This is a genomic window from Citrobacter sp. RHBSTW-00671, from assembly GCF_014103415.1.
Classification (GTDB): domain Bacteria; phylum Pseudomonadota; class Gammaproteobacteria; order Enterobacterales; family Enterobacteriaceae; genus Citrobacter.
Window position 1 is genome coordinate 3,385,855 of the sequence record NZ_JABXPR010000001.1, and the last position, 23,664, is coordinate 3,409,518.

General features: G+C 49.3%; 23 protein-coding genes and 1 pseudogene. 10 read left to right on the plus strand and 14 right to left on the minus strand.

Annotated features, from left to right (window positions below):
* Nucleotides 1-6: 6 nt before the first annotated feature.
* Genes HV261_RS16265 through HV261_RS16285 form a run of 5 tightly spaced genes read right to left on the minus strand, consistent with a single transcriptional unit; the run spans nucleotide 7 to nucleotide 5,364 of the window.
* Nucleotides 7-954 carry a carbohydrate kinase family protein gene (locus tag HV261_RS16265; RefSeq protein WP_202038843.1) on the minus strand — a complete coding sequence of 316 codons (948 nt, stop codon included), beginning with the start codon at nucleotides 952-954 and terminating at the stop codon, nucleotides 7-9.
* Nucleotides 955-958: 4 nt separating this feature from the next.
* Entirely contained in the window at nucleotides 959-1,795 is an 837-nt protein-coding gene (locus HV261_RS16270) for a ketose-bisphosphate aldolase (protein ID WP_202038844.1), read from the minus strand.
* A 24-nt stretch (nucleotides 1,796-1,819) separates the two neighbouring features.
* Nucleotides 1,820-2,863, minus strand: coding sequence for an NAD(P)-dependent alcohol dehydrogenase (locus HV261_RS16275; RefSeq protein ID WP_202038845.1), 1,044 nt, complete (start codon nucleotides 2,861-2,863; stop codon nucleotides 1,820-1,822).
* Between the two features lie 17 nt (nucleotides 2,864-2,880).
* Nucleotides 2,881-4,260: an MFS transporter gene (locus HV261_RS16280; protein WP_202038846.1), complete on the minus strand. Its 1,380-nt coding sequence runs from the start codon at nucleotides 4,258-4,260 to the stop codon at nucleotides 2,881-2,883.
* A gap of 27 nt (nucleotides 4,261-4,287) precedes the next feature.
* Nucleotides 4,288-5,364 (minus strand): zinc-binding dehydrogenase, encoded by a 1,077-nt coding sequence (locus HV261_RS16285; protein WP_202038847.1) that lies wholly within the window; start codon nucleotides 5,362-5,364, stop codon nucleotides 4,288-4,290.
* 296 nt (nucleotides 5,365-5,660) lie between these two features.
* Between HV261_RS16285 and chiD the strand changes: the two genes are divergently transcribed.
* Complete coding sequence (gene chiD, locus HV261_RS16290; RefSeq protein WP_202038848.1) at nucleotides 5,661-6,914, plus strand: chitinase ChiD; 1,254 nt, start codon at nucleotides 5,661-5,663, stop codon at nucleotides 6,912-6,914.
* A 94-nt stretch (nucleotides 6,915-7,008) separates the two neighbouring features.
* The gene (yajD, locus tag HV261_RS16295; RefSeq protein ID WP_003832478.1) at nucleotides 7,009-7,353 is read left to right on the plus strand and encodes an HNH nuclease YajD; all 345 of its coding nucleotides are present in this window, start codon (nucleotides 7,009-7,011) and stop codon (nucleotides 7,351-7,353) included.
* Nucleotides 7,354-7,397: 44 nt separating this feature from the next.
* On the opposite strand, the gene HV261_RS16300 is transcribed toward yajD, so the two are convergent.
* Together HV261_RS16300 and msrB are read right to left on the minus strand one after the other, a co-directional pair.
* A complete protein-coding gene (locus tag HV261_RS16300) occupies nucleotides 7,398-7,673 on the minus strand; it encodes a YeaC family protein (RefSeq protein WP_005121124.1) in 276 nt (91 codons plus the stop codon).
* Between the two features lie 42 nt (nucleotides 7,674-7,715).
* Nucleotides 7,716-8,129: a peptide-methionine (R)-S-oxide reductase MsrB gene (gene msrB, locus HV261_RS16305; RefSeq protein ID WP_040233651.1), complete on the minus strand. Its 414-nt coding sequence runs from the start codon at nucleotides 8,127-8,129 to the stop codon at nucleotides 7,716-7,718.
* A gap of 341 nt (nucleotides 8,130-8,470) precedes the next feature.
* On the opposite strand from msrB, the gene gapA reads away from it, so the two are divergent.
* A complete protein-coding gene (gapA, locus tag HV261_RS16310) occupies nucleotides 8,471-9,466 on the plus strand; it encodes a glyceraldehyde-3-phosphate dehydrogenase (RefSeq protein ID WP_003030697.1) in 996 nt (331 codons plus the stop codon).
* A 268-nt stretch (nucleotides 9,467-9,734) separates the two neighbouring features.
* Nucleotides 9,735-10,619: a D-hexose-6-phosphate mutarotase gene (locus tag HV261_RS16315; RefSeq protein WP_202038849.1), complete on the plus strand. Its 885-nt coding sequence runs from the start codon at nucleotides 9,735-9,737 to the stop codon at nucleotides 10,617-10,619.
* Nucleotides 10,620-10,761: 142 nt separating this feature from the next.
* On the opposite strand, the gene HV261_RS16320 is transcribed toward HV261_RS16315, so the two are convergent.
* From HV261_RS16320 to HV261_RS16335, 4 genes are all read right to left on the minus strand, one after another.
* Entirely contained in the window at nucleotides 10,762-11,616 is an 855-nt protein-coding gene (locus HV261_RS16320; protein WP_202038850.1) for an aldo/keto reductase, read from the minus strand.
* 178 nt (nucleotides 11,617-11,794) lie between these two features.
* Nucleotides 11,795-12,145: a hypothetical protein gene (locus tag HV261_RS16325; RefSeq protein WP_202038851.1), complete on the minus strand. Its 351-nt coding sequence runs from the start codon at nucleotides 12,143-12,145 to the stop codon at nucleotides 11,795-11,797.
* A gap of 10 nt (nucleotides 12,146-12,155) precedes the next feature.
* The gene (locus HV261_RS16330; protein WP_326929155.1) at nucleotides 12,156-12,398 is read right to left on the minus strand and encodes a hypothetical protein; all 243 of its coding nucleotides are present in this window, start codon (nucleotides 12,396-12,398) and stop codon (nucleotides 12,156-12,158) included.
* Between the two features lie 581 nt (nucleotides 12,399-12,979).
* Nucleotides 12,980-13,726 (minus strand): MipA/OmpV family protein, encoded by a 747-nt coding sequence (locus tag HV261_RS16335; protein WP_048212595.1) that lies wholly within the window; start codon nucleotides 13,724-13,726, stop codon nucleotides 12,980-12,982.
* A 433-nt stretch (nucleotides 13,727-14,159) separates the two neighbouring features.
* Here HV261_RS16335 and yeaG point away from each other — a divergent pair, with 433 nt between their 5' ends.
* Together yeaG and HV261_RS16345 are read left to right on the plus strand one after the other, a co-directional pair.
* Nucleotides 14,160-16,094: a protein kinase YeaG gene (gene yeaG, locus HV261_RS16340; RefSeq protein ID WP_137383440.1), complete on the plus strand. Its 1,935-nt coding sequence runs from the start codon at nucleotides 14,160-14,162 to the stop codon at nucleotides 16,092-16,094.
* Nucleotides 16,095-16,215: 121 nt separating this feature from the next.
* Nucleotides 16,216-17,499, plus strand: a complete 1,284-nt coding sequence (locus HV261_RS16345; RefSeq protein WP_202038852.1) for a YeaH/YhbH family protein — start codon at nucleotides 16,216-16,218, stop codon at nucleotides 17,497-17,499.
* 92 nt (nucleotides 17,500-17,591) lie between these two features.
* Here the strand turns inward: HV261_RS16345 and HV261_RS16350 are convergent, their stop codons facing one another.
* Both HV261_RS16350 and HV261_RS16355 read right to left on the minus strand, forming a co-directional pair.
* Nucleotides 17,592-18,002: a hemerythrin domain-containing protein gene (locus HV261_RS16350; RefSeq protein ID WP_202038853.1), complete on the minus strand. Its 411-nt coding sequence runs from the start codon at nucleotides 18,000-18,002 to the stop codon at nucleotides 17,592-17,594.
* Nucleotides 18,003-18,015: 13 nt separating this feature from the next.
* Nucleotides 18,016-18,786 (minus strand): class I SAM-dependent methyltransferase, encoded by a 771-nt coding sequence (locus tag HV261_RS16355; protein WP_202038854.1) that lies wholly within the window; start codon nucleotides 18,784-18,786, stop codon nucleotides 18,016-18,018.
* 179 nt (nucleotides 18,787-18,965) lie between these two features.
* On the opposite strand from HV261_RS16355, the gene dgcJ reads away from it, so the two are divergent.
* The 3 genes from dgcJ (at nucleotide 18,966) to HV261_RS16370 (ending at nucleotide 21,590) form a co-directional block, all read left to right on the plus strand.
* On the plus strand, nucleotides 18,966-20,456 hold the full coding sequence (dgcJ, locus tag HV261_RS16360) for a diguanylate cyclase DgcJ (RefSeq protein WP_202038855.1): 1,491 nt from the start codon (nucleotides 18,966-18,968) through the stop codon (nucleotides 20,454-20,456).
* Nucleotides 20,457-20,500: 44 nt separating this feature from the next.
* Nucleotides 20,501-21,004: a YbaK/prolyl-tRNA synthetase associated domain-containing protein gene (locus tag HV261_RS16365; RefSeq protein WP_202038856.1), complete on the plus strand. Its 504-nt coding sequence runs from the start codon at nucleotides 20,501-20,503 to the stop codon at nucleotides 21,002-21,004.
* A gap of 139 nt (nucleotides 21,005-21,143) precedes the next feature.
* A complete protein-coding gene (locus HV261_RS16370) occupies nucleotides 21,144-21,590 on the plus strand; it encodes a DUF441 domain-containing protein (RefSeq protein ID WP_042308914.1) in 447 nt (148 codons plus the stop codon).
* On the opposite strand, the pseudogene HV261_RS16375 reads toward HV261_RS16370, so the two are convergent.
* Nucleotides 21,573-22,365 (minus strand): annotated as a pseudogene (locus HV261_RS16375) (AraC family transcriptional regulator); the annotation flags it as partial. The gene HV261_RS16370 and the pseudogene HV261_RS16375 sit on opposite strands and share 18 nt — an antisense overlap.
* A 99-nt stretch (nucleotides 22,366-22,464) precedes the next feature.
* Here HV261_RS16375 and HV261_RS16380 point away from each other — a divergent pair.
* Entirely contained in the window at nucleotides 22,465-23,652 is a 1,188-nt protein-coding gene (locus HV261_RS16380; RefSeq protein WP_202038858.1) for a CynX/NimT family MFS transporter, read from the plus strand.
* Nucleotides 23,653-23,664 lie beyond the last annotated feature (12 nt).

Below are 23,664 nucleotides of genomic sequence, written 5' to 3' on the forward strand. Positions count from 1 at the left end.
CCGCTATTACCCTTCATATTCGTCGAGAAGTTGTTCAACCAGCTTTCTGTTCTTCACGCCCGTCGTGGCGCCCACGCTGAGGACCGATATTGCTGCCGTTGCATTAGCAAATAACGCACACTCGCGCAGCGGTTTGCCTTCAAGCAGCGCGGAGATAAACCCCGAGGCGAAATTGTCTCCCGCGCCGATGGTGTCGATGGCGGTAATTCCCGACACCGCCGGGACCTCCATTTTCATATCAGCACGCTTGATAAAGCAGCCTCTCTTGCCGGTCTTAATGACTACCGTTTTCACACCACAGCTCAGGAAGCTATCGGCTATTTCATCCAGCGTCTCTTTCCCGGTGAGCAGTTTTGCCTCTTCAAAATTGGGAAACAGATAATCCACATAGCTCAGCGCCTCACGGATGTCGTCCAGCGTTTCATTCAGTCGCGGTTTAATCATATCGGCGCAGATAATGAGCTTATGCGCTTTCGCCTGAGTGAAAATAGCCGTTAACGCTTTGCCGTCCAGCAAGGGACTATTAAAGATGCTTGCCAACGACAGCAGATTCGCCTGCGAGAAACGGTCAAAATCAACATCGTTAATATTCAGTTTCCACAGGCTGCCGTTGCGATTGGTGACAAAGGTGCGTTCACCATCGGCTGTGACCAAACCCACGTTAATGGAAGTATCAATATCCGCATCCTGTTTCAGGCTCTGAATATCAATATTCTCCCGACGACAATGGCTGACAATAAAATGACCAGCGGCATCATCTCCTACACGACTCATTAACGCCGTGCGATGGCCGAGACGAGAAATAATCGTCGCTTCATTAATCGCATCGCCTCCCGTGGTCATGGCTATTCTTTCTAAAGGATAAGAATCAACATCAAAGATATTTTTACTCACTGGCTGTAAGGGAATATCAACAATTGCCGCCCCTATACAAATAACCTCGATATTATCCATATTGTCATTCCGCTTTACCGTCAGAGCCAAACAGTTTAATTTTTTCCAATGCTCGCTCTTTTACTGCTTTACGAACTTCACGTTCAACGTGGAGGAACGGCTGATTCTGATTCGCTTGTACAGCCGCCATGGCGGCCTGGCATAGTTCAGTATGAATGTTGATTTTAGAGATGCCTAATGAAATGGCTTTTTTGATATCCGCATCGCTGATACCCGACGCACCATGCAGTACCAGCGGAACAGAAACCGCCCGGCGTACGCGCGCAACAACCTCGAAATTAAGTTTCGGTTCAGAGCTATAAACCCCGTGCTGATTGCCAATCGCCACCGCCAGAGAATCACAGCCGGTACGCTCGACAAATTCCGCCGCCTGGCTTGGGTCGGTATAGTGGTAGCCCGCCAGCGCCTCTTCATAAACCGTTTCATTCCCCACATGGCCCAGTTCAGCTTCAACCGGCACGCCCAGCGGATGGAAAAAATCCACAGCCTCTTTTGTCAGACGAATATTCTCTTCAAAATCAAAGGCAGAGGCATCACGCATCAGCGAATTCATACCATGGGTCCAGGCGTTATGAATAATTTCCATGCTGCGCCCGTGATCCCAGTGCGTAATAACCGGAACCGAGGCCTTTTTCGCCATAGAAACCATCATGTGCGAGAAATCTTCAAAGGAGGTGTTGCCGACAAAACCGGTGCCGAAGGAGATAATCACCGGCGATTTAGATTCTTCCGCCGCATCCATCACCCCCATTAGCATTTCTGCATTCCACACGTTAAAGTGGGCTATCGCATAATGTTTATTATGGGCATCATTTTCCCAATATTTAATATCTGCCAGCATGGTTATTTCTCCCGTTTCAATAAATTAATGATTTACTTTAATAACGCCTTTGATAATTTCACGTTTGTTATTAACGGATTCATCAAATGCGCGCTGAACATCTGCATAATCGTAAATATGCGTCACCATCGACTTCACATCGAAACGCCCAGAGGAGATGGCTTCAATCGTGACCGGGTAGCGATTGGCATAACGGAAAACGGTCTGAATTGACACTTCACGGTTAATTTTGAGGAAATTGATCGCTGAATCTCCAGGTACTGTACCCACGATCATGATTTTTCCACCGCGCATCACCAGATAGGGAGCCTGTTTAATGGTGATAGCTGAACCGGCGGTTTCGAAAACAATGTCCGCACCCATGTCGCCAGAGAACTGTTGGCAACGGGCAACGGTGTCCTCTTCTGCGCCGTTGATAACGGTCGATGCACCAAGTTGCTTCGCCATCGCCAGGCGTTTTTCCAGCACATCAACCACCGCAATGTCGGTTGCGCCCAAACATTTGCAAGCCTGCAGGGTCATTAAACCAATACAGCCAGCCCCCAGAATGACGATTTTCTTACCCGGCTTAACGTCCGCCAGCATTGCAGCATGCATACCGACCGCCGCAGGCTCCACCAGCGCGCCTTCCAGCGTGTCCATGTTATCGGGCAACTTGTAAGTGAAGCTCTCCGGATGACACAGATAGTGGGTTAGCGCGCCGCGATAATTGGGCTGAGTGGCCATAAAATCGACGTCCGGACAGATGTTGTATTTCCCTTCCAGACAGTAGCGACAGTGACCACACGGCACGCCCGGCTCAATATTGACCCGGTCGCCAGGTTTAAATTTGGATACCCTACTCCCTACCGCCACCACCGTACCCGCGCATTCGTGCCCGAGGCCAATTTCCTGGTTGGGGTCTTTTGGCGGAATAAAAGGACCCGATTCGAAACCATGAACATCTGAGCCGCAAATACCGACGTATTCAATTTTAATCAGCACTTCATGCTCTTTCGGTACCGGCATATCGGCGGTGATAATCTTCATCGTGCCGGGCGTTTTTAATATTGCTTTTGAATTTTGCATTTTCTTTCCCATCAATATTATTTGCTGGTGGCTGCATCAATACCGAGACTTTCGACAGAGACACCTTTGGTTTCAATTCCGATAGTAGCGATGGCAATGGCGACAATAATGGAGACCGCCCCGAGCAGTACAAACACTCCCGTCACGCCGTAACTATTAAGCAATACTGCGACCGCGTAAGGCGCAGCGATGCCGCTGATACGCCCCACCGCATTTGCCAGTCCGGAGCCACGCAGTTTCGCTTCGGTTGGCCATATTTCCGGTACATATACCGCTGAGGCGTAGCAAACGTACATATACACAAAGGTAATCAGGAAGAAGCCTATTAACGTAATCAGCAGCATGCTGGTTTGCAGCGAGTAGATATATCCCAGCACGGCGATTAATACTAATAAGCCCACCCCCATGGTCTTTCTGGGAATTTTATCCATCACCAGCATGGCGATAAATATTCCAAACGGCGCACCAAACATACTCATGGTATTTAAGACAATGGAATCTTTCAGGTTAATGCCCTGGGTCATAAATATCGTCGGCAGCCAGTTAATTAAGGTGTACTGCACGACGTTCATGGCAATCAGAACAAAGGAACCTAAAATAACGCGCTTGAGTAATACGCCGGTTAATAAAGCCGAATACGGAACAGAGCGCGGTGCCTTGCCGTCATCTTCTATCACCACTGGCGGCAGTGGCTTACCGGTCTGCTGAACCACGCCCTCTTCTATTGCCCGCATCACTTTTTCGGCTTCCGCGTAGCGTCCACGAGACTCCAGCCAGCGAGGCGACTCGGGGAACCAGCGCCAGGCAATGGCGGTGGCAATCAGCGATAGCACCGCCGGGATCAGCAGTTGCACGCGCCAGTTCCATTCAGCACTGATTAACGGCGTCAGTCCCATCGCAATCAGCGAGCACAGCGGATAAGACCAGTTACCGATAAACGAGACCCTACTGGACCAGGTACCGCGATTTCTGCCAGGCATATATTCGGTGAACCCGGCAAACAGAGTCACCAGCAGCGCACCTAATCCCACCCCCATCACAAAACGGCAGGCAATGAGGAAGGTCATATTTGGCGAAAACGCACCAACGATCATAGAAATAATATGAATCGCTTCATACAGGATAAAGGCATTTTTGCGCCCGGTTTTATCCCCGATAATTCCCCCGGCAAGCGCACCAAGAAACATTCCCGCCGTCGTAATGGCAGAAAACGTGGCGGTAGTGGAATTATCGGTCCAGCCGAGTTCTTTTAACTGCGCAAGAATTAATCCGCCAACGGCATTACTCCAACAAACCAGTAATCCAAAGGCAACCATCGCAAACATCGACGTGTGCCAACGGCAGTCAGGCAGCCTGTCCAACCTCGCGCCGCAGTACGGTTTTGCTATCTGTTCCATCCGGGAACCTTCCTTTAATAAATGAGGTTATTCATCAAAGTCGTAGGTCATGATGACCTTAATCGCGGTTTTATCGACCATGGCGTCAAACCCTTCGCGCCATTGCGACAAGCCGATACGGTGAGTAATCATCGGTTTAACTTTCAGCGCACCGCTGGCCAGCAGGCGGATGGCATTGCGCCAGGACGTAGAATCGTATGCCATATGGCCAATGATGCTTTTATTCCACGCGGTGATATCGTTAATGGAAAAGTCGAGAGGCTTGAAGCCCATGCCCACGCGGACGACTTCACCGTTTGGACGCAGCATTTCAATAGATTGTTTCAGGGCAATATTGGCGCCGGAGCATTCGATGACCAGCCCCAGATTGTCTTTCCCGCAGATTTCCTGACAACGTGCGACCACATCTTCGGTCGAACCGTTGACGACCGCTGTCGCCCCCATTTCTTTGGCAATGGGGAAACGCACAGTGACATCCTCTTCCAGCCCGACCATCACGATATTCACGGCCCCCATAATGCGCGCCATCTGGACCGAAAAGAGGCCCAATGGACCGGTACCAAAGACCACCACATCCTGGCCTGGAAGGAATTTAGATTGCTGGGCGATAGATTTGTAGGCGTTGCAGATGGGGTCCAGTACTGCCGCTTCTTCATAATCAACGCCCTGCGGGATTTCCCACAGCGCGTGACGGTGAATCTTGAGGATTTCCCCAGGGACCAGGCAATATTTCGAAAATCCACCGCCCCAGGTATTGTTGTCCAGACCTAAATTCACTTTTTCTGTACAACAAAGAAAATCACCCTGTTCGCAAGCCGGACATACGCCGCAAACGTGCCCGCTGTTGTCAGACACCACTCGCTGCCCCACCTTCCAGTCCTTAACCTTGTCGCCAACCTGTACAACTTGCCCAGCGAATTCATGACCACGAATCGAATTAAAATGGTCGGACCCACTGTCGACATTGTAGTGTTTCATGTCTGCGCCACAGATAGCAGCCGCCTTGATTTCAATCACAACGTCATCCGGGCCGCATACCGGTTCCGGCACGTCAATCATCTTATAACCGCCAAAGGCCTTACCAAATCTTGCCAGTGCTTTCATTGCGTCTTCCTTTGTGTTTAGTTTTGCATCAGTGGTCATCATACTTATCCATATAATTTTTGAGGTCAACAGCAAATCTTTACAACGAAGATAAAGATCTGTATTTCACAACTCAGCTCACAAATAAGTGCAACGATGAACTGAAAAACAAAGGAACATGGCAGCCGCTTCGCTAAAGTGACGTGAACCCCTTCGCATTTTTCCTCTTTTGAAACTGCTAGTCTGCGAGAGCTGTTTTTTTCGCCACGCCATTTCCGTGGCGTGTTTGCTTTTTTAATTGTCAAAGAGGAACTCCGATGAAACTTTTGCCTTTGTTGGCAGCATTACCCCTGCTCTGTGCCAGCGTTGTTTCCGCTAACTCACTGATGTCTGTCGGCTACTTCAACGGCGGCGGCGACGTCACTGCCGGTCCTGGCGGCGATATCGACAAACTGGATGTTCGCCAGATAACCCACCTGAACTACTCATTTGGCCTGATCTATAACAACGAGAAGGACGAAACCAATGACGCGCTAAAAGATGCCAGTAAGCTGCATCAAATTTGGCTTTCAGAAAAAGTGCAGTCTGATCTGCAAAAGATCCCGGAATTGCGTAAACAGAACCCAAATCTAAAGGTTCTGCTCTCCGTTGGTGGTTGGGGGGCGCGTGGATTCTCAGGCGCTGCGGCCACAAAAGAATCCCGGGCGGTATTTATTCAGTCGGTGCAGGACGTCATTGCGAAATATGGCCTGGATGGTATCGACCTCGACTGGGAGTATCCGGTAAACGGTGCATGGGGGTTAGTTGAAAGTAAACCGGCCGATCGTGCGAACTTTACTACGCTGCTGAAGGAGTTACGTGCCGCAGTGGGGCATAAAAAACTGGTGACCATCGCGGTCGGTGCAAACGCAGAAAGCCCGAAAAGCTGGGTAGACGTCAAAGCCATTGCGCCATTGCTCGACTACATCAATCTGATGACCTACGATATGGCTTACGGTACTCAGTACTTCAACTCAAACCTGTACGATTCGACAACGTGGCCAACGGTCGCCGAAGCGGATAAGTACAGTGCCGATTTTGTCGTCAACAACTACCTCGCAGCAGGGCTAAAGCCCGCTCAGATGAACCTGGGTATTGGGTTTTATGGTCGCGTGCCTAAACGCGCCGTTGAGCCAGGCATTGACTGGAGCAAACCTGACGCACAGAAAAATCCAGCCACTCAGCCCTATTTTGAGCCACAGCAAATAGCGTTGTTCAAATCACTGGGCGTTGATCTGAGCAAAGATACCTATGTGAAGTACAACGACATTGTGGCGAAGCTCATCAACGATCCACAAAAGCGCTTTACCCAACACTGGGACGATGAAGCAAAAGTGCCGTGGTTGTCGGTGCAATCTGCCGACGGAAAAGCACTTTTCGCCCTCTCTTACGAGAATCCGCGCTCTGTTGCCATCAAAGCGGACTACATCAAAAGCAAGGGACTGGGAGGCGCGATGTTCTGGGAGTATGGTGCGGATGATAAAAACCAGTTAGCGAAGCAGTTGGCCGATTCGTTGGGTATCAAACACTGATCCCAACGCTTGCCACAATAGGTTATGATTATCGCAATCCGCTGCGCCATTCTCTGGCGCAGCATTTCATCTTCTACTGGAGGCATGAGCTGGTATGGCTTTCATCCCTAAAAATTACGCCCGTCTGGAAGTCGGTTATCGGGAAAAGGCACTTAAGCTCTTTCCCTGGGTCTGTGGACGTTGTTCCCGCGAGTTCGTGTACTCAAATCTGCGCGAATTGACCGTACACCATATCGATCACGACCACTCTAACAACCCGGAAGATGGTAGCAACTGGGAGATGTTGTGCCTGTACTGCCACGATCATGAGCACTCCAAATATACGGAAGCGGACCAGTATGGTTCAACAGTGGTTGCCGGAGAAGACGCGCAGAAGGCCGTCGGTGAAGCGAAATATAATCCGTTTGCCGACCTTAAAGCGATGATGAACAAAAAGTAGTCTACTGCATATGCCCGGCATAAACGCTCACCGGGCATCTACCATCAGGATTTAAACGTCGCAATCGGCTCAGGCGTAATGCCAAATTCCACTTTTAGTTGCTGCTTACTCTTCATCACCATCTCACCGTTGGTATCGATAGTCATGTGTTGCGCATTCGTGTTGTTACGTGCCTGCCATAACATCACCAGTTGTAAACTGTTCTCTTTTTGTTCTGCAGTCAGCGCGACGCCATCCGGCCATTTTCCCAGTTCAACGGCTGTCGATAAGCGCTGATAAACTTCCGGCGTCATGCTGTTGATCATCTCATCAAGATTCATGTTAAATCCACTCTCCGTAGAATAATTAGCTGAATCGTTTCTTCAACCTTTCGTTTGCTCACCGTTTTCGCCATCTGTGAAGTTCAATGACGCTGAATTAACGCAATAACGCTCACCTGTGGGCTGAGGCCCATCCGGAAAGACATGCCCCAGATGCGCATCACAGTTTCCACAGCGGATTTCAATGCGCTGCATGCCATGAGACGTGTCTTTTATGTAACGGATTGCCTCTTCGCTCACCGGCTCGTAAAAGCTAGGCCAGCCGCAGCCAGAATCGTATTTTGTCTCTGAACGAAACAAGGGATTATCGCAGATCAGACAGTGGTAGATGCCATCACGCTTATTGTGCAGCAAACGCCCGGTAAATGGCGGTTCTGTCCCATGATTTTGTGTCACGTAAAACTGCATTTCGGACAAATTTTTTTTCAGTTCTTCTGGGGAAGGTTGCTTAGCCATTTGCTCACATCTCGCTTTATCTAAACTCACATCGCGAGACAGATTCTAACAAAACATTAACACCGTAGTGCGAACTTTTGTTCTAAACTTGATCCGTGCGAAATGGCAGCCCATAAATCGTGATCAACATCACGTTTTTATCTTGATTGCCCTTTAAAATTCGGGCCGCCGCCCCCATGTGGTTTCAAGCCCAAAGGAAGAGTGAGGCGAGTCAGTTGCGCAAAGCTTAAGCAGCAGTTTGATTTGTCGCAATGATTGACACGATTCCGCTTGACGCTGCGTAAGGTTTTTGTAATTTTACAGGCAACCTTTTATTCACTAACAAATAGCTGGTGGAATATATGACTATCAAAGTAGGTATCAACGGTTTTGGCCGTATCGGTCGCATTGTTTTCCGTGCTGCTCAAGAACGTTCTGACATCGAGATCGTTGCAATCAACGACCTGTTAGACGCTGACTACATGGCTTACATGCTGAAATATGACTCCACTCACGGCCGTTTCAACGGTACCGTTGAAGTGAAAGACGGTCATCTGATCGTAAACGGTAAAAAAATCCGTGTTACCGCTGAACGTGATCCGGCTAACCTGAAATGGGACGAAGTTGGTGTTGACGTTGTAGCTGAAGCTACTGGCCTGTTCCTGACAGATGAAACCGCTCGTAAGCACATCACTGCTGGCGCGAAAAAAGTTGTTCTGACTGGTCCTTCCAAAGACAACACCCCGATGTTTGTTAAAGGCGCTAACTTTGACAAATACGAAGGCCAGGACATCGTTTCTAACGCTTCCTGCACCACTAACTGCCTGGCTCCGCTGGCTAAAGTTATCAACGACAACTTCGGCATCATCGAAGGTCTGATGACGACTGTTCACGCGACCACCGCTACTCAGAAAACCGTTGATGGCCCGTCTCACAAAGACTGGCGCGGCGGCCGCGGCGCATCCCAGAACATCATCCCGTCCTCTACCGGTGCTGCTAAAGCGGTAGGTAAAGTACTGCCAGAACTGAATGGCAAACTGACTGGTATGGCGTTCCGCGTTCCGACCCCGAACGTATCCGTTGTTGACCTGACCGTTCGTCTGGAAAAAGCTGCTTCTTACGAAGAAATTAAGAAAGCAATCAAAGCTGCTTCCGAAGGCCCGATGAAAGGCGTTCTGGGTTACACCGAAGACGACGTTGTATCTACCGATTTCAACGGTGAAGTTTGCACTTCCGTGTTCGATGCTAAAGCAGGTATCGCACTGAACGACAACTTCGTGAAACTGGTTTCCTGGTACGACAACGAAACTGGTTACTCCAACAAAGTTCTGGATCTGATTGCTCACATCTCCAAATAAGTTGAGATGAGACAGTAATCTGTAAGAGCGACTACGGTCGCTCTTTTTTTTGCCCGAAGATACCCGTCATACTTCAAATTGCAGGTGTGTTGGCTACGCTCTCTCACCCGAATCACTTACTACAGTAAGCTCATCGGGGTGAATCAGGGACATCCATGTCCCTGACCGAAGGCAACCTTTGGTTGTTCAAATTCGTTCCTGACGAATTTGTCGTTCACTTGCCGCCGTCCTGCAACTCGAAATATTTAGGGTTAAAAAGGATTGCGTAATGATTAATAAAATTTTTGCACTTCCGGTAATCGAACAAATTACCCCTGTCCTCTCCCGCCGCCAGCTTGATGAGCTGGAGGTTATTGTTGTCGATCACCCTCAGGTTAAAGCCTCTTTTGCACTGCAGGGTGCGCACCTTCTGTCCTGGAAACCAAACGGCGAAGATGACGTTCTCTGGTTAAGCAATAACACGCCGTTTAAAACTGGTGTGGCGCTGCGGGGTGGCGTACCGATTTGTTGGCCGTGGTTTGGCCCGGCGGCTCAGCAAGGTCTGCCTTCTCACGGCTTTGCACGTAACCTGCCCTGGACGCTGAAGGCGCACAACGAAGATGACAACGGCGTGGTTCTGACGTTTGAGCTGCAAAGCAATGCTGAAACGCGTCAGCTATGGCCGCACGACTTTACCCTGCTTGCCCGCTTTAAAGTCGGCGCAACCTGTGAAATCGAGCTGGAAGCCCACGGCGAGTTTGAAACCACCTCCGCACTGCATACCTACTTCAACGTGGGCGATATTGCCGCAGTGAAAGTCAGTGGTCTTGGCGACCGCCTGATCGATAAAGTGAACGATGCGAAAGAAGATGTGCTGGCCGATGGAATCCAGACCTTCCCGGATCGTACTGACCGCGTTTATCTGAACCCGGAAGCATGCAGCGTCATCCATGATGGTTCACTCAAGCGTAATATCGATGTCGTGCACCACCACCATCTGAACGTTGTGGGTTGGAACCCGGGTCCGGCGCTGTCTGCCAGCATGGGTGACATGCCGGACGATGGCTACAAAACGTTTGTTTGCGTAGAAACAGCCTACGCAACCGCACCGCAGAAAACCACGGAAGAGAAACCTTCTCGTCTGGCGCAGACTATCCGTGTAGCTAAACGCTAAGATTGTGGCAGCTGTCTGATGGCGCTTGCGACATCAGACAGCTCTGCGCACCGTGCCTGGATGCTGCTAACGCCTTATCCGGCCTACAAACTACACGCAGCCGTAGGCCTGATAAGCTGCGTGAGCATCGGCATTTGGTAAATCAGGCCATATCCAGCGCTGTTTTACCTTTTGGTGCCGGATATGCCTTATCTAACTGCTTAAGCTCATCTACAGAGAGCGTTATCTCCAGCGCGGCGGCATTTTGTTCGACATGCGCTACGCTTGCGGCTTTCGGAATGGCTATTACACCCGACTGACGAACCACCCACGCCAGCAAAATCTGCGCAGCGCTGACATTGTGCGTGCGCGCGATGTCATTCACCACAGAGTTAGAAAGCAAATCGCCACGCAGTCGTCCCGCCTGGGCCAGTGGACTGTATGCCATAACCGGCATCTGCTGTTGCAGACACCATGGCAGCAAGTCATATTCAATGCCGCGCGACGCTAAATGATATAGCACCTGGTTAGTGGCGCATTGCCGTCCACCGGCAACCTGCCATAGCGCCTGCATCTCGTCATAATCAAGATTTGAAACACCCCATCGACGAATTTTCCCCTGAGCGATGAGTTTTTCCATGGCGCTGACGGTTTCTTCATAAGTAAAGTCCCCCGTCCAGTGCAGCAAATAGAGATCCAGATAGTCGGTTTTCAGCCGACGCAGACTACCTTCACAGGCAGCAATCGCTTTCTGGCCACCGGCATTCCATGGATAAACTTTTGAAACCAAAAATGCACCATCGCGCCGTCCCGCTAAAGCTTCGCCAACAATTTCTTCTGCTGCACCATCAGCATACATTTCAGCCGTATCAATCAGACGCAGCCCCAGATCCAGGCCAGCCTGCAACGCCGAGACTTCATCACGACGACGGCAGGGATCCTCCCCCATGTTCCATGTTCCCTGCCCTATCGCAGGAAGCGAAACCTGCTCGGTAAACATCACCTGTTTTACTGTCATAGTTCCCCCCTGAGTACATGCACCACAGTAAAGCAAAACACGGGGGATGTGTCCTGGGATGGTGCACAAATTGCACCATCCTCGTTTGGAGGGTTCGTCGTTAATCAGATGCAACAAAAAACCCGGGAACAGTATTTATTCCCGGGCTTAGACAGATAACGTGTTAGTTGTGCAGAGATTATTTTAAACGGCCTAAATATTTACCTTCTTGCATGGCGTTTATTTTTCCATTCTTATATACAATAACCGAAATCAAGCCTGCACTGTAGGTTTGCGCATCTGCATTATTTTCATCATTTGCTGCCGGGCTACCATTAATATAGGCAATGCCATCGGCGCCACGTTTAAAATCAACTCCCAGTTTCTTTACATGTATGGGTTTTACCGTACTGGCGTTAACCGGAGCATTCGCTTCGCTAACCATGGTTTTATGATCATGTTGTAACTGGCGGCGGTAAGCCTCGCTAATAGCATAAGCAGGTGCAACAGTTGATGCCACCAGCGCAGCGATAATAATTAATTTTCTCATGAGGAAAACCTTAATATTTATTGTGATTATGATGATGACTGGAGTTACCATCATTTGTGCTGTACAGGCTCTGTGCATTTTCCATAGCCTGTTTTTCCGCTGCAGCATTAATTGTAGCCTGACGATTCTGCTCAGCAACGTAGCATGCGTCCCGACTAATGCCCTTGTTCTCACAGTCATTCATGCGAGAGGCCTCGGTAGAACAACCCGCCAGAACCCCGCCCATCACAGCTATCATGATTAACTTTTTCATTATCTATACCAGGTTTATTCTCAAAAAACCTTCATCGCAGATTATATTTCTGCAAGGAAGAATTACTCTCGCTACTTTTTAAGTTTGAGTAATATCTGCAATAGAATATTTAATGTCAATTTTAATTTTTTCAGATAATTACCTAAAGGATGTAAAATAAAAATTAAACGCTTTGTTTTTTACTTTTCACATGAAAGATGACTTTCATTGTTAAGTTAGACAATCAAAATAGTTGTCAGATATTTGCAACACGCCATGCAAGGTTAATTGAGATCCAGGCGTCATAATAAAACAGTGCATTTTCAGTATATTGCCGCAGTAGATTTTGTTAGTCGCTAACGATGATGGATTCTGAGACACCTGTATTTCTTACTCTGGAAGAAAATCGATATCAGACTAATTAAATAATACGTTCCTTTTTGGTAACTACACCAGGTAAAACACGTTAATTATTCGTTGCAGCAGCGCATAAGGCAGAATCAGCAGAAATCGTGAATTCTCATGCTTTAGATCAACATTCATTCCCGTCAGTCATAAAAAAACCCGCATAACGCGGGCTCATGTTCAGCATTGGAAATGCATCAGAACTTATAGGTGATACCCGTTGAGATCAGACCCGTCCAGGATTTGTCTACCATCGGGCTGTCTGTCACTTCATCAGACAAACGGGTGTAACGCGCAGTACCGTACACGCTCCAGTCGCCTAAGAAATTATAGTTGGCGCTGAGTTCAAGGTACGGATTCCAGCTGCTTTCAGGATCGTAGCTGCGTAAACCACTGCGAGACGATTCGTGGCGCGATACACCATAGTAGTACTGGTTCTGGTTTTCACTGTTCCACTCAACACCAATCCCCGGTGTCAGCGTCAGGCCCCCGTTGGTATAACGGTACAGCCATGCCAGATCCCATACGATACCATTACTGTTATCCAGTGCGTCTCCCGCGAGGCTGGTACGCAGGAAACCATATTGCGTGTTATGCACGTAAGAAAGCCCGGCCATCATGGTGCTCTTACGCTTATCAAGATTGCGCAGACGGCTATCGTCGCTGTCGCCCGGCTTGAAGTACAGTGGCGACCAGTACGCCATCACAGATAATTTATCTGTATTGTCATTCCACAGGTAGTATCCGCCGCCCAGACCACGGAACCAGAAGTTGTCACTTTCATAGGTCACAACAGGGACCGGGTAAACGTCACTATCGTAGTTTTTGTAAGGGTGTTCAACCACACCAACGCCTGCGCCCAGCGTCAGGTTGCTTTCTGCTTGTGCGACGCTCGCGGACGTGGCAATGAGCACGCCAAGTGCCAGAAGTTTGAGTTTGGTCACAATCCATAATTCCTTATTCAAATGTTTAGCGACGAAAGTGTAACCGCCAATACGCTTCAGCCCAACTATTTTACGTATTACCTGCCCAATGTAAACCCCTAATTTCTCAACGAGTGATGACATTTTGCTTGCAGTACGGTGAACAGCACATGAATTCAGCCCCATTTCTTTACATAACATGTGCTTTTTTTGCTGATGAGTTATTGATATGCCATTGAAATTCATTTGCGCGTGCAGGCAAGTTTTGCAAATGCCATCTACGCTTAAATTTAGAAGGTGTATCACCGAATACGTTGATCTCCTGACCATCGAAATGGCATGAGAGTTGCTTATTTCTTCAGCAGCGACGTCGTTCAGTTTACCTCTTCAGGGGCCTCTACTATTCATATGAACGGCTCTTAACATGTGCTAAAAAACGAAAGGACGGCATACCATGAATATATTCGATCACTATCGCCAGCGTTATGAAGCTGCCAAGGACGAAGAGTTCACGCTGCAGGAGTTTCTTACCACTTGTCGGCAAGATCGCAGTGCTTATGCCAACGCGGCAGAGCGGCTATTAATGGCTATTGGTGAGCCTGTCATGGTTGACACTGCCCACGAACCTCGACTTTCTCGACTCTTTTCGAATCGGGTGATTGCACGTTATCCCGCTTTTGAAGAGTTTTACGGCATGGAAGACGCGATTGAACAGATTGTCTCTTATCTGAAGCATGCGGCTCAGGGGCTGGAAGAGAAGAAGCAGATCCTCTATCTGCTGGGACCGGTGGGAGGGGGGAAATCATCGCTTGCAGAGCGACTGAAGTCGCTGATGCAAAGAGTGCCCATTTATGTCCTCAGCGCCAATGGTGAACGTAGCCCGGTTAACGATCATCCGTTATGCCTGTTTAATCCGCAGGAAGACGCACAGATCCTGGAAAAAGAGTATGGGGTCCCGCGTCGCTATCTCGGTACGATCATGTCGCCGTGGGCTGCGAAGCGTTTGCATGATTTCGGCGGGGACATCACTAAATTCCGTGTCGTCAAAGTCTGGCCGTCTATTCTGGAGCAAATCGCCATCGCTAAAACCGAGCCTGGTGATGAAAACAACCAGGACATTTCCGCTCTGGTCGGGAAAGTGGATATTCGTAAACTCGAACACCATGCACAGAACGATCCTGATGCCTACGGCTACTCAGGTGCGTTGTGCCGCTCCAACCAGGGGATTATGGAATTCGTAGAGATGTTTAAAGCACCGATTAAAGTGCTGCATCCTCTGCTGACTGCAACCCAGGAAGGAAACTACAACGGGACAGAAGGTATCTCTGCCCTGCCGTTTAACGGGATTATTCTCGCCCACTCGAACGAATCTGAATGGGTGACGTTCCGTAACAACAAAAATAACGAAGCCTTCCTCGACCGTGTATACATCGTGAAGGTCCCGTATTGCTTACGTATCTCTGAAGAGATCAAGATCTACGAAAAACTGCTTAACCACAGTGAGTTGACTCATGCGCCTTGCGCACCGGGCACGCTGGAAACGCTCTCTCGCTTCACGATTCTTTCGCGTCTGAAAGAACCTGAAAACTCGAGCATATATTCAAAGATGCGCGTTTATGACGGTGAAAGCCTGAAGGATACCGATCCTAAAGCAAAATCGTATCAGGAGTACCGGGATTACGCCGGAGTTGATGAGGGGATGAACGGTCTGTCCACGCGTTTCGCGTTTAAGATCCTCTCCCGCGTATTTAACTTTGACCATGCCGAAGTCGCGGCAAACCCCGTGCATCTGTTCTATGTGCTTGAGCAGCAAATCGAGCGCGAGCAATTCCCGCAGGAGCAGGCAGAACGTTATCTCGAGTTCCTGAAAGGCTATTTGATCCCGAAATACGCCGAGTTTATTGGCAAAGAGATCCAGACGGCTTATCTCGAATCCTATTCCGAATATGGACAGAACATTTTTGACCGTTATGTAACCTATGCGGATTTTTGGATTCAGGATCAGGAGTATCGCGACCCGGATACCGGCCAGCTGTTCGATCGCGAGTCACTGAACGCCGAACTGGAGAAAATTGAAAAACCGGCAGGTATCAGCAACCCGAAAGATTTCCGTAACGAGATCGTCAACTTTGTTCTGCGTGCCAGAGCAAACAACAGCGGTCGTAATCCAAACTGGACCAGTTACGAAAAACTGCGCACGGTTATTGAGAAGAAAATGTTCTCGAATACCGAGGAGCTGCTGCCGGTCATTTCGTTTAACGCGAAAACCTCGACTGACGAGCAGAAAAAACACGACGATTTTGTCGACCGTATGATGGAAAAAGGCTACACGCGTAAACAGGTGCGTTTACTGTGCGAATGGTATTTGCGCGTACGTAAATCGTCTTAACATAAGTGCCCGGTGGCGCCTGCGCTTACCGGGCCTGCAAAACAATATTCCGTAGGCCGGATAGCGCCAGCGCCATCCGGCACTTACAGACATGGCGAACAGTTGGCAGTACGGGGGGCATATGACCTGGTTTATTGACCGGCGTCTTAACGGCAAGAACAAGAGCACGGTAAACCGCCAACGCTTCTTGCGCCGTTATAAATCGCAAATTAAACAGTCGATCTCCGAGGCCATTAACAAGCGTTCGGTGACCGATGTAGATAGCGGCGAATCTGTCTCTATTCCGACCGATGATATTAGCGAACCGATGTTTCATCAGGGGCGCGGTGGCCTGCGTCATCGCGTGCATCCGGGTAACGATCATTTTGTACAGAATGACCGTATCGAACGTCCGCAGGGGGGCGGCGGCGGCTCAGGAAGCGGACAAGGCCAGGCCTGTCAGGATGGAGAGGGGCAGGATGAGTTCGTCTTTCAGATATCTAAAGATGAATATCTTGATCTGCTGTTCGAAGATTTAGCGCTCCCAAACCTGAAGCAGAATCAGCAGCGTCAGTTAACGGAGTTTAAAACGCACCGTGCAGGATTTACCTCCAACGGCGTGCCCGCCAATATCAGCGTGGTGCGCTCCTTGCAGAACTCACTGGCGCGTCGCACAGCAATGACGGCGGGTAAACGTCGTGAACTGCATGCGCTTGAGGCCGATCTGGAAACCATCGCCAAAAGTGAACCTGCGCAGTTGCTGGAAGAAGAACGATTACGCAAAGAAATTGCTGAATTACGGGCAAAAATCGAACGCGTACCGTTTATTGATACTTTTGATTTGCGCTACAAGAATTATGAGAAACGACCCGATCCTTCCAGCCAGGCTGTGATGTTCTGCCTGATGGATGTCTCTGGCTCAATGGATCAGTCGACTAAAGATATGGCAAAACGTTTTTATATCCTGCTGTATCTGTTCTTAAGCCGCACTTACAAGAACGTGGAGGTGGTCTATATTCGCCATCATACTCAGGCAAAAGAGGTCGATGAACACGAGTTCTTCTACTCTCAGGAAACGGGGGGAACCATAGTTTCCAGCGCCCTGAAGTTAATGGATGAAGTGGTAAAAGATCGCTACAACCCTGCCCAGTGGAATATCTATGCCGCTCAGGCATCGGATGGCGATAACTGGGCAGATGATTCACCATTGTGTCATGAAATCCTGGCGAAAAAGCTGCTGCCGGTGGTGCGATATTATAGCTATATTGAAATCACCCGGCGCGCACACCAGACCCTGTGGCGCGAGTATGAGCATCTGCAATCTACCTTTGATAACTTTGCGATGCAGCATATCCGCGACCAGGATGATATTTATCCGGTATTCCGCGAGCTGTTCCATAAGCAAAGTGCTACCAGCAATAGTTAGCGCTTAATAACGTAAAAAATCAGCCAGTTTTTCATCTCTGGCTGATTTTTTCTTGCCGGGTTCAGTGCGTTCCGTTCATACATAGAATGACGCTACATTCTTTCCACCAGCGGGTAGAAGTCTTTATTTTCCCGTTGCATACGCTCATATACTTTACGCAAAACGATGTTGGCATCGCGTCTGAACGCGTCATCATTCCCCATCAACTTACTGGCAATATTCCAGCGGCGGGAGAAAACCTCATATTCGTTAACAATATCCGCCATTTCGCGTTTGAATTTTGTGCTGACTTGCCGAAGTGCGTTATTACCATCTTGTTCAATATGCGGATAAAGAAACTGATCTTCAGCAGATAAATGCGTTTTAATGATCGCACTCATGCTCACAATGGCAGTAGCGATTTCCTGAGCATTGGCTGAAACGCCAGCGAGGCTTAGTTTACGCAAGAATGATATTTTCTCCAGAATATCAACATGCTGACTTTTCATTTTATCAATATTCATCCGTTTATCCTTTTTATTTTCCTTTGATGGAACAGCAGGCAATGTAGTTTAGTTGGTGACGTTGCGAGTGGAAAAAACGAAACATTTTCAAGAATCGGCGACGATTTTCATACGTTCGCATACCGTTAAACGCAATTTTAATCGCGCCCTTTACTCCTTCATCGCGAATTAATCCGCGCGGTGACATCAACGACATTTTGCCATTCTGTTGCATGACCTGTTCAAACCCCGCACTCATCAACAGGTCACTCCATCCTTGTTTGGTTAGCGGACTGACGTTTGATTTCACCACCTGAACCAACTGATATTGTTCGCCTTCTTCCAGTTTTTGCGCTGTGAACATAATGTCGTGGGTCAACAAACGTCCACCGGGTTTCAGCACCCGATGATATTCCGCAATCAGTTTCGCTTTAGCTTTGTCTGCATACATCGTCAGCATGGCTTCATTAATCACAACGTCGAAGCTGTTATCCGCAAAAGGCAGCGTATTGGCGTTTGCCGCCATGACATGAATGTGATTTTCCAGTCCGTTGTGCGCCACATTACTTCTGGCCTTGTTCAGCGCATTTTTATCCATATCAATGGCATAGACCGTACATCCAAAGCGCTGTACCAGTTCGATGGCCGTCGTCGCCATATTACAGGCAACTTCAAGGACCTGGCTGCCAGGCGTCAGTTGGGACTGCCGGAACAACCATTCTGTCGCTTCAACTCCGCCTGGACGCAGGCGGGTTTTTCCCAGGCTGGCTAAAAATGTATGGCCCGCTTTTTCAGTCGCGCTCATTCGCCGGTCTCCTTTTTTATAAGTTGCATTATAAATACAACAATAGAGGTTAAAGGTGAAGAGCACGAATGATTTTTATTACAAATAATGCGCAATTCTGCGGGATTTTCCGTACTGTTAGAGTGAATGTATGCCGTGTGATAGACTGATGCATCTGACTTACAGGGTTGTAAATCATTATGAAATTGCATCATAAAGCGCTCCGGCACTTTATCTCCGTAAGCGTTATTGTTTTGACATCTTCTTTTTTGGTTTATGAACTTGTTGCCAGCGATCGGGCAATGAGCGCGTATATGCGCTACATCATAGAGAAAGCAGATTCATCCTTTCTCTATGATAAATATACCAATCAGAGTATTGCTGCCCATATGATGCGCCAGTTTTCATCGCCGAAAAAGCCCATCACAATCGAACAACGAAAAGCGCTGTGCACCGCTTTCGAAACCGTTAACGGCATCCATGGATTCAATCTCACTACCCATGATTATCTTCCGTTACGCGGTACGTTACAGACCCACTCTCCGAGTTGTATTGAACAACTTGACGATATCTTCCTGCTCCCCGCCTTCGATCAGGCCGTAAACGCAAATCGTGAACGGGTAGATTACGGTCAGGGATTAGGCACCATGGAATACAAGTTTCGCTATTACATTGACCTGAAAAACGACTACATCTATTTCTATAACCTGGTAAATTCATATCAATTTACCATGAATCACTGGTCCTTTTTGCAGAAAGGTACGCTGGGAATAAACCAGAACGATATTGATGATGTTTTTACTGGTCGAACCGTCATTTCCAGTATTTATCAGGACGATCTCACCCAGGAGAAAGTGATGAGCTTTTTGACCCCGGTCTACTATACCGGCAAGCTAAAAGGCGTCGTCATGGTGGATGTTAACAAAGACAATTTAAAGAACATATTTTATACCAACGACCGCCCCCTCGTCTGGCATTATCTCAATGTGACCTTATCTGATATCAACTCAGGTAAAGAGATTATCATTCACCAAAGTGAGAGCGATTTGTTTCAGTATGTTCATTATATTAATGACCTTCCTGGCGGAATGCGCATCACATTATCGCTTGATTTTATGTACTTTATTGTGTCTTCCTGGAAGTTATTTGCCTTCTATTTACTGGCAACGGCACTGTTACTGAACATGGTCAGGATGCATTTTCGTTTGTATCACAACGTCACACGCGAAAATATCAGTGACGCGATGACCGGGCTTTATAACCGCAAAATATTAACGCCCACGCTTGAGCAGCGTTTGCAGCAGTTGGTCAACGCCGGAACCTGCGTAACTTTTATTGCTATTGATTGCGACAAGTTAAAGACAATTAATGACACGCTCGGGCACCAGGAAGGCGACCGCATTATCACCATTCTGGCCAACGCTATTCAGGCCTCTATTCGCAAAAGCGACTATGCCATCCGTCTCGGCGGAGATGAGTTTTGTATTATCCTTGTCGATTATGCCCCTGAATTCACCGCCCAACTACTGGATCGTATTCGCGAAAAATTACACACTATAGCTCCGGATACCTCTGTCAGTTTTTCCGCGGGGATTTATAACATGCAGCCAAACGACACCATTGATGACGCCTATAAGGCATCAGATGTGCAGCTCTATCGGAACAAACAGAAAAAACACCACCGTGAGTGATAGTGTATTCGTCAGGATGTTCATCGTAGTACCAGGAGTAAGAAATGACAGATGTAAATAAAGGCAACGTGACGCACCAGCGTTTAATTTCACTGTTGTCAGAACAAGGCGCAACGTATCGTGTGGTCAGCCATGAAGCCGTTGGCAAGTGTGAAGCTGTCTCGGAAATTCGCGGTACAGCGCTCGGTCAGGGGGCAAAAGCCCTCGTCTGTAAAGTAAAAGGCAACGGCGTTAATCAGCATGTACTGGCTATTCTCCCGGCTGACCAACAGGCTGACCTGAACCAGCTTGCCGGACATATCGGCGGTTTACGCGCATCACTTGCCAGCCCGGCGGAAGTGGATGAACTGACCGGCTGCGTGTTTGGCGCTATCCCACCGTTTAGTTTCCATCCAAAACTCAAGCTGGTTGCCGATCCGCTGTTGTTTGAGCGTTTTAATGAAATTGCGTTCAATGCCGGACTGCTGGAAAAATCCGTGATCATGGACACCCAGGATTATTTGCGCATTGCGCAACCTGAATTAATTCCATTCCATCGCGCACAATAGCAAGTCCATAACATCAGTATCAAAACGCGATATTATGCGTTCGCCTAAAAATAATAATAATCAATAAAAAAGCCTGTTCCGTCACGCATTTACGCGTACAGTAAGCAGGCTTATTTTTTCTTTTGGCAAGGAAACTACGATGTTTGATGTCACACTGCTGATCCTGCTTGGACTGGCAGCTCTGGGCTTTGTCAGCCACAACACCACTGTCGCCGTTTCAATTCTGGTGCTGATAATCGTCCGTGTTACTCCGCTGAATACATTCTTCCCATGGATTGAAAAGCAGGGGCTTACCGTTGGGATTATTATTCTGACGATCGGCGTCATGGCGCCCATCGCCAGCGGCACGCTGCCCCCCTCCACGCTTATTCACTCCTTTGTAAACTGGAAGTCGCTGGTCGCTATCGCCGTCGGCGTTGTGGTCTCCTGGCTTGGCGGACGCGGCGTCACGCTGATGGGTAGCCAACCTCAACTCGTCGCCGGTTTACTGGTGGGCACTGTATTGGGCGTTGCCCTTTTTCGCGGCGTGCCGGTGGGTCCGCTTATTGCGGCCGGTCTGGTGTCGCTGATTGTTGGGAAGCAGTAGTCAACCCTGCCAGATAGCGGCCTGGCGTTTGACCCAGGCCTTTCTTGAACATGGTGATAAACGCGGTCGTAGAATCATAGCCGAGCATTTGAGCAACCTGCTGTACATTGTGCCCGTCGATCAGTGCCTGCAGCGCCAGGATCAGTTGCAGCTGATGGCGCCAGCGGCGAAAACTGAGCCCCGTTTCTTTGACGACCAGACGGGCAAGGTTACGCTCACTCATGGCAAACACGTCGGCCCACTGCCCCAGTGTTTGCCATTGTGCAGGCTCCCGCGCCATCGTCGCCACCATCTTGCGAATTTTCGGATGATCGGATACCGGTAACTGCATTTGCTCCTGCGGCTGCTGCGGCAGTTCGTCAAACAACACCTGCGTTAACCGCTGAGTGGCAGGTTCACAGAGCTGGGCATCCGTTTTGCTCGCCAGCGCAAGAATAAGCTCCCGGCATAATGGCGCTATTTTCAGCGTACAACAGCGATCCGGCATCACCACTGCATGAGGTTCAATGAATAAAAAGCACAATTGCGCGCCAACGGTAACGTGGTTGCTGTGCGGAATCTCACCAGGTATCCACACCGCATATTGCGGCGGCACCATCCACATGGCGTTCTCCACTTCGCAGGTAATTGCGCCATGCATCGCCAGGATTAACTGGCCTTTGCGGTGTTGATGCAGTGGGCTGAAAAGTTCGTCTTCCTGAGCCTGAATACAAAAAGCCACGGCGGCATCGTGATAAAGATCGGGTTGATACCCGTCCAGCCTCAGTCCAAACATAAGAATGTCCGATTTTAGCGATAAACTGTCATTTTAGCTTGATTCATCCACAGAGTAAAAACGCTAAGGTAACGCCTCGCCTGACGATATGAGAAAAAAATGACTAACTCCCCTTCTTCCCGCGGTAAAAACGGTGCGCTGTTAATTGCGGGTATCCTGATGATCGCAACCACGCTACGCGTTACGTTTACCGGCGCAGCCCCTTTGCTGGACGCGATTCGCGCTGACTACGGTCTGACCACCGCCCAGACGGGCCTCCTGACCACGCTACCACTGCTTGCTTTTGCACTGGTGTCGCCTCTGGCGGCAACCGTCGCTCGCCGTTGGGGCATTGAGCGCAGCCTGTTAGCCGCCATGTTGCTGATCTGTATGGGTATTGCTATACGTTCCCTCCCTTCATCCGGAGCCCTGTTTGGCGGAACAGCAGTCATTGGCTGTGGCATCGCACTGGGAAATGTCCTTTTGCCGGGCCTCATTAAGCGTGATTTTTCACAGCATGTGGCAAAGCTCACCGGGGCGTATTCGTTAACGATGGGTGCTGCGGCAGCGCTGGGGTCGGCAATAGTCGTGCCGCTGGCGTTACATGGCTTTGGCTGGCGTGGCGCGCTGATGATGTTAATGGTCTTTCCGCTGCTGGCGTTATTGATCTGGTTACCTCAGCGGCGCCAGACGGCCAATGCCAGCCTCAGCAATTCGCGAGCGTTGCACTCCCGCGCAATCTGGCGCTCCAGTCTCGCCTGGCAGGTCACGCTGTTTTTGGGCATCAACTCGCTTATTTATTACGTCATTATCGGCTGGCTACCCGCCATTATGATCAGTCACGGCTACAGCGAGGCACAGGCGGGGTCGCTGCACGGTTTGCTGCAACTGGCGACCGCAGCCCCCGGGCTACTGATCCCCCTCGTCCTGTATCGGTTTAAAGATCAGCGCACTATCGCCGCACTGGTCTCGTTAATGTGCGCCGTTGGCGCTGCCGGGTTTGCTGTCATGCCCGAGCAGGCGGCCCTGTGGACCGTGCTGTTTGGCTTTGGCTCCGGTGCCACGATGATCCTCGGCCTCACCTTCATCGGGCTACGTGCAAGCTCTGCGCACCAGGCCGCCGCGCTATCCGGCATGGCGCAATCTGTCGGGTATTTACTGGCCGCGTGTGGGCCGCCGATGATGGGGAAAATTCACGATCTTAACAATAGCTGGCATATCCCGCTGGTTGGCGTCGCGCTGCTCGCTCTCATCATGGCCGTGTTTGGCGTCTGTGCAGGACGCGAGAAAGAGATCGCCAGCGCGTAATACACCGGGCAG

Bases quoted from the DNA above. Each gene is read 5' to 3' on its own strand.
- gapA (WP_003030697.1), top strand. From the start codon at position 8,471: ATGACTATCAAAGTAGGTATCAACGGTTTTGGCCGTATCGGTCGCATT.
- yeaG (WP_137383440.1), top strand. From the start codon at position 14,160: ATGAATATATTCGATCACTATCGCCAGCGTTATGAAGCTGCCAAGGAC.
- HV261_RS16275 (WP_202038845.1), bottom strand. From the start codon at position 2,863: ATGCAAAATTCAAAAGCAATATTAAAAACGCCCGGCACGATGAAGATT.
- dgcJ (WP_202038855.1), top strand. From the start codon at position 18,966: ATGAAATTGCATCATAAAGCGCTCCGGCACTTTATCTCCGTAAGCGTT.
- msrB (WP_040233651.1), bottom strand. From the start codon at position 8,129: ATGGCTAAGCAACCTTCCCCAGAAGAACTGAAAAAAAATTTGTCCGAA.
- HV261_RS16325 (WP_202038851.1), bottom strand. From the start codon at position 12,145: ATGAGAAAATTAATTATTATCGCTGCGCTGGTGGCATCAACTGTTGCA.
- HV261_RS16300 (WP_005121124.1), bottom strand. From the start codon at position 7,673: ATGAATCTTGATGAGATGATCAACAGCATGACGCCGGAAGTTTATCAG.
- HV261_RS16280 (WP_202038846.1), bottom strand. From the start codon at position 4,260: ATGGAACAGATAGCAAAACCGTACTGCGGCGCGAGGTTGGACAGGCTG.
- HV261_RS16380 (WP_202038858.1), top strand. From the start codon at position 22,465: ATGACTAACTCCCCTTCTTCCCGCGGTAAAAACGGTGCGCTGTTAATT.
- HV261_RS16345 (WP_202038852.1), top strand. From the start codon at position 16,216: ATGACCTGGTTTATTGACCGGCGTCTTAACGGCAAGAACAAGAGCACG.
- HV261_RS16285 (WP_202038847.1), bottom strand. From the start codon at position 5,364: ATGAAAGCACTGGCAAGATTTGGTAAGGCCTTTGGCGGTTATAAGATG.
- HV261_RS16315 (WP_202038849.1), top strand. From the start codon at position 9,735: ATGATTAATAAAATTTTTGCACTTCCGGTAATCGAACAAATTACCCCT.
- chiD (WP_202038848.1), top strand. From the start codon at position 5,661: ATGAAACTTTTGCCTTTGTTGGCAGCATTACCCCTGCTCTGTGCCAGC.
- yajD (WP_003832478.1), top strand. From the start codon at position 7,009: ATGGCTTTCATCCCTAAAAATTACGCCCGTCTGGAAGTCGGTTATCGG.
- HV261_RS16270 (WP_202038844.1), bottom strand. From the start codon at position 1,795: ATGCTGGCAGATATTAAATATTGGGAAAATGATGCCCATAATAAACAT.
- HV261_RS16330 (WP_326929155.1), bottom strand. From the start codon at position 12,398: ATGAAAAAGTTAATCATGATAGCTGTGATGGGCGGGGTTCTGGCGGGT.
- HV261_RS16355 (WP_202038854.1), bottom strand. From the start codon at position 18,786: ATGAGCGCGACTGAAAAAGCGGGCCATACATTTTTAGCCAGCCTGGGA.
- HV261_RS16370 (WP_042308914.1), top strand. From the start codon at position 21,144: ATGTTTGATGTCACACTGCTGATCCTGCTTGGACTGGCAGCTCTGGGC.
- HV261_RS16350 (WP_202038853.1), bottom strand. From the start codon at position 18,002: ATGAATATTGATAAAATGAAAAGTCAGCATGTTGATATTCTGGAGAAA.
- HV261_RS16320 (WP_202038850.1), bottom strand. From the start codon at position 11,616: ATGACAGTAAAACAGGTGATGTTTACCGAGCAGGTTTCGCTTCCTGCG.
- HV261_RS16265 (WP_202038843.1), bottom strand. From the start codon at position 954: ATGGATAATATCGAGGTTATTTGTATAGGGGCGGCAATTGTTGATATT.
- HV261_RS16365 (WP_202038856.1), top strand. From the start codon at position 20,501: ATGACAGATGTAAATAAAGGCAACGTGACGCACCAGCGTTTAATTTCA.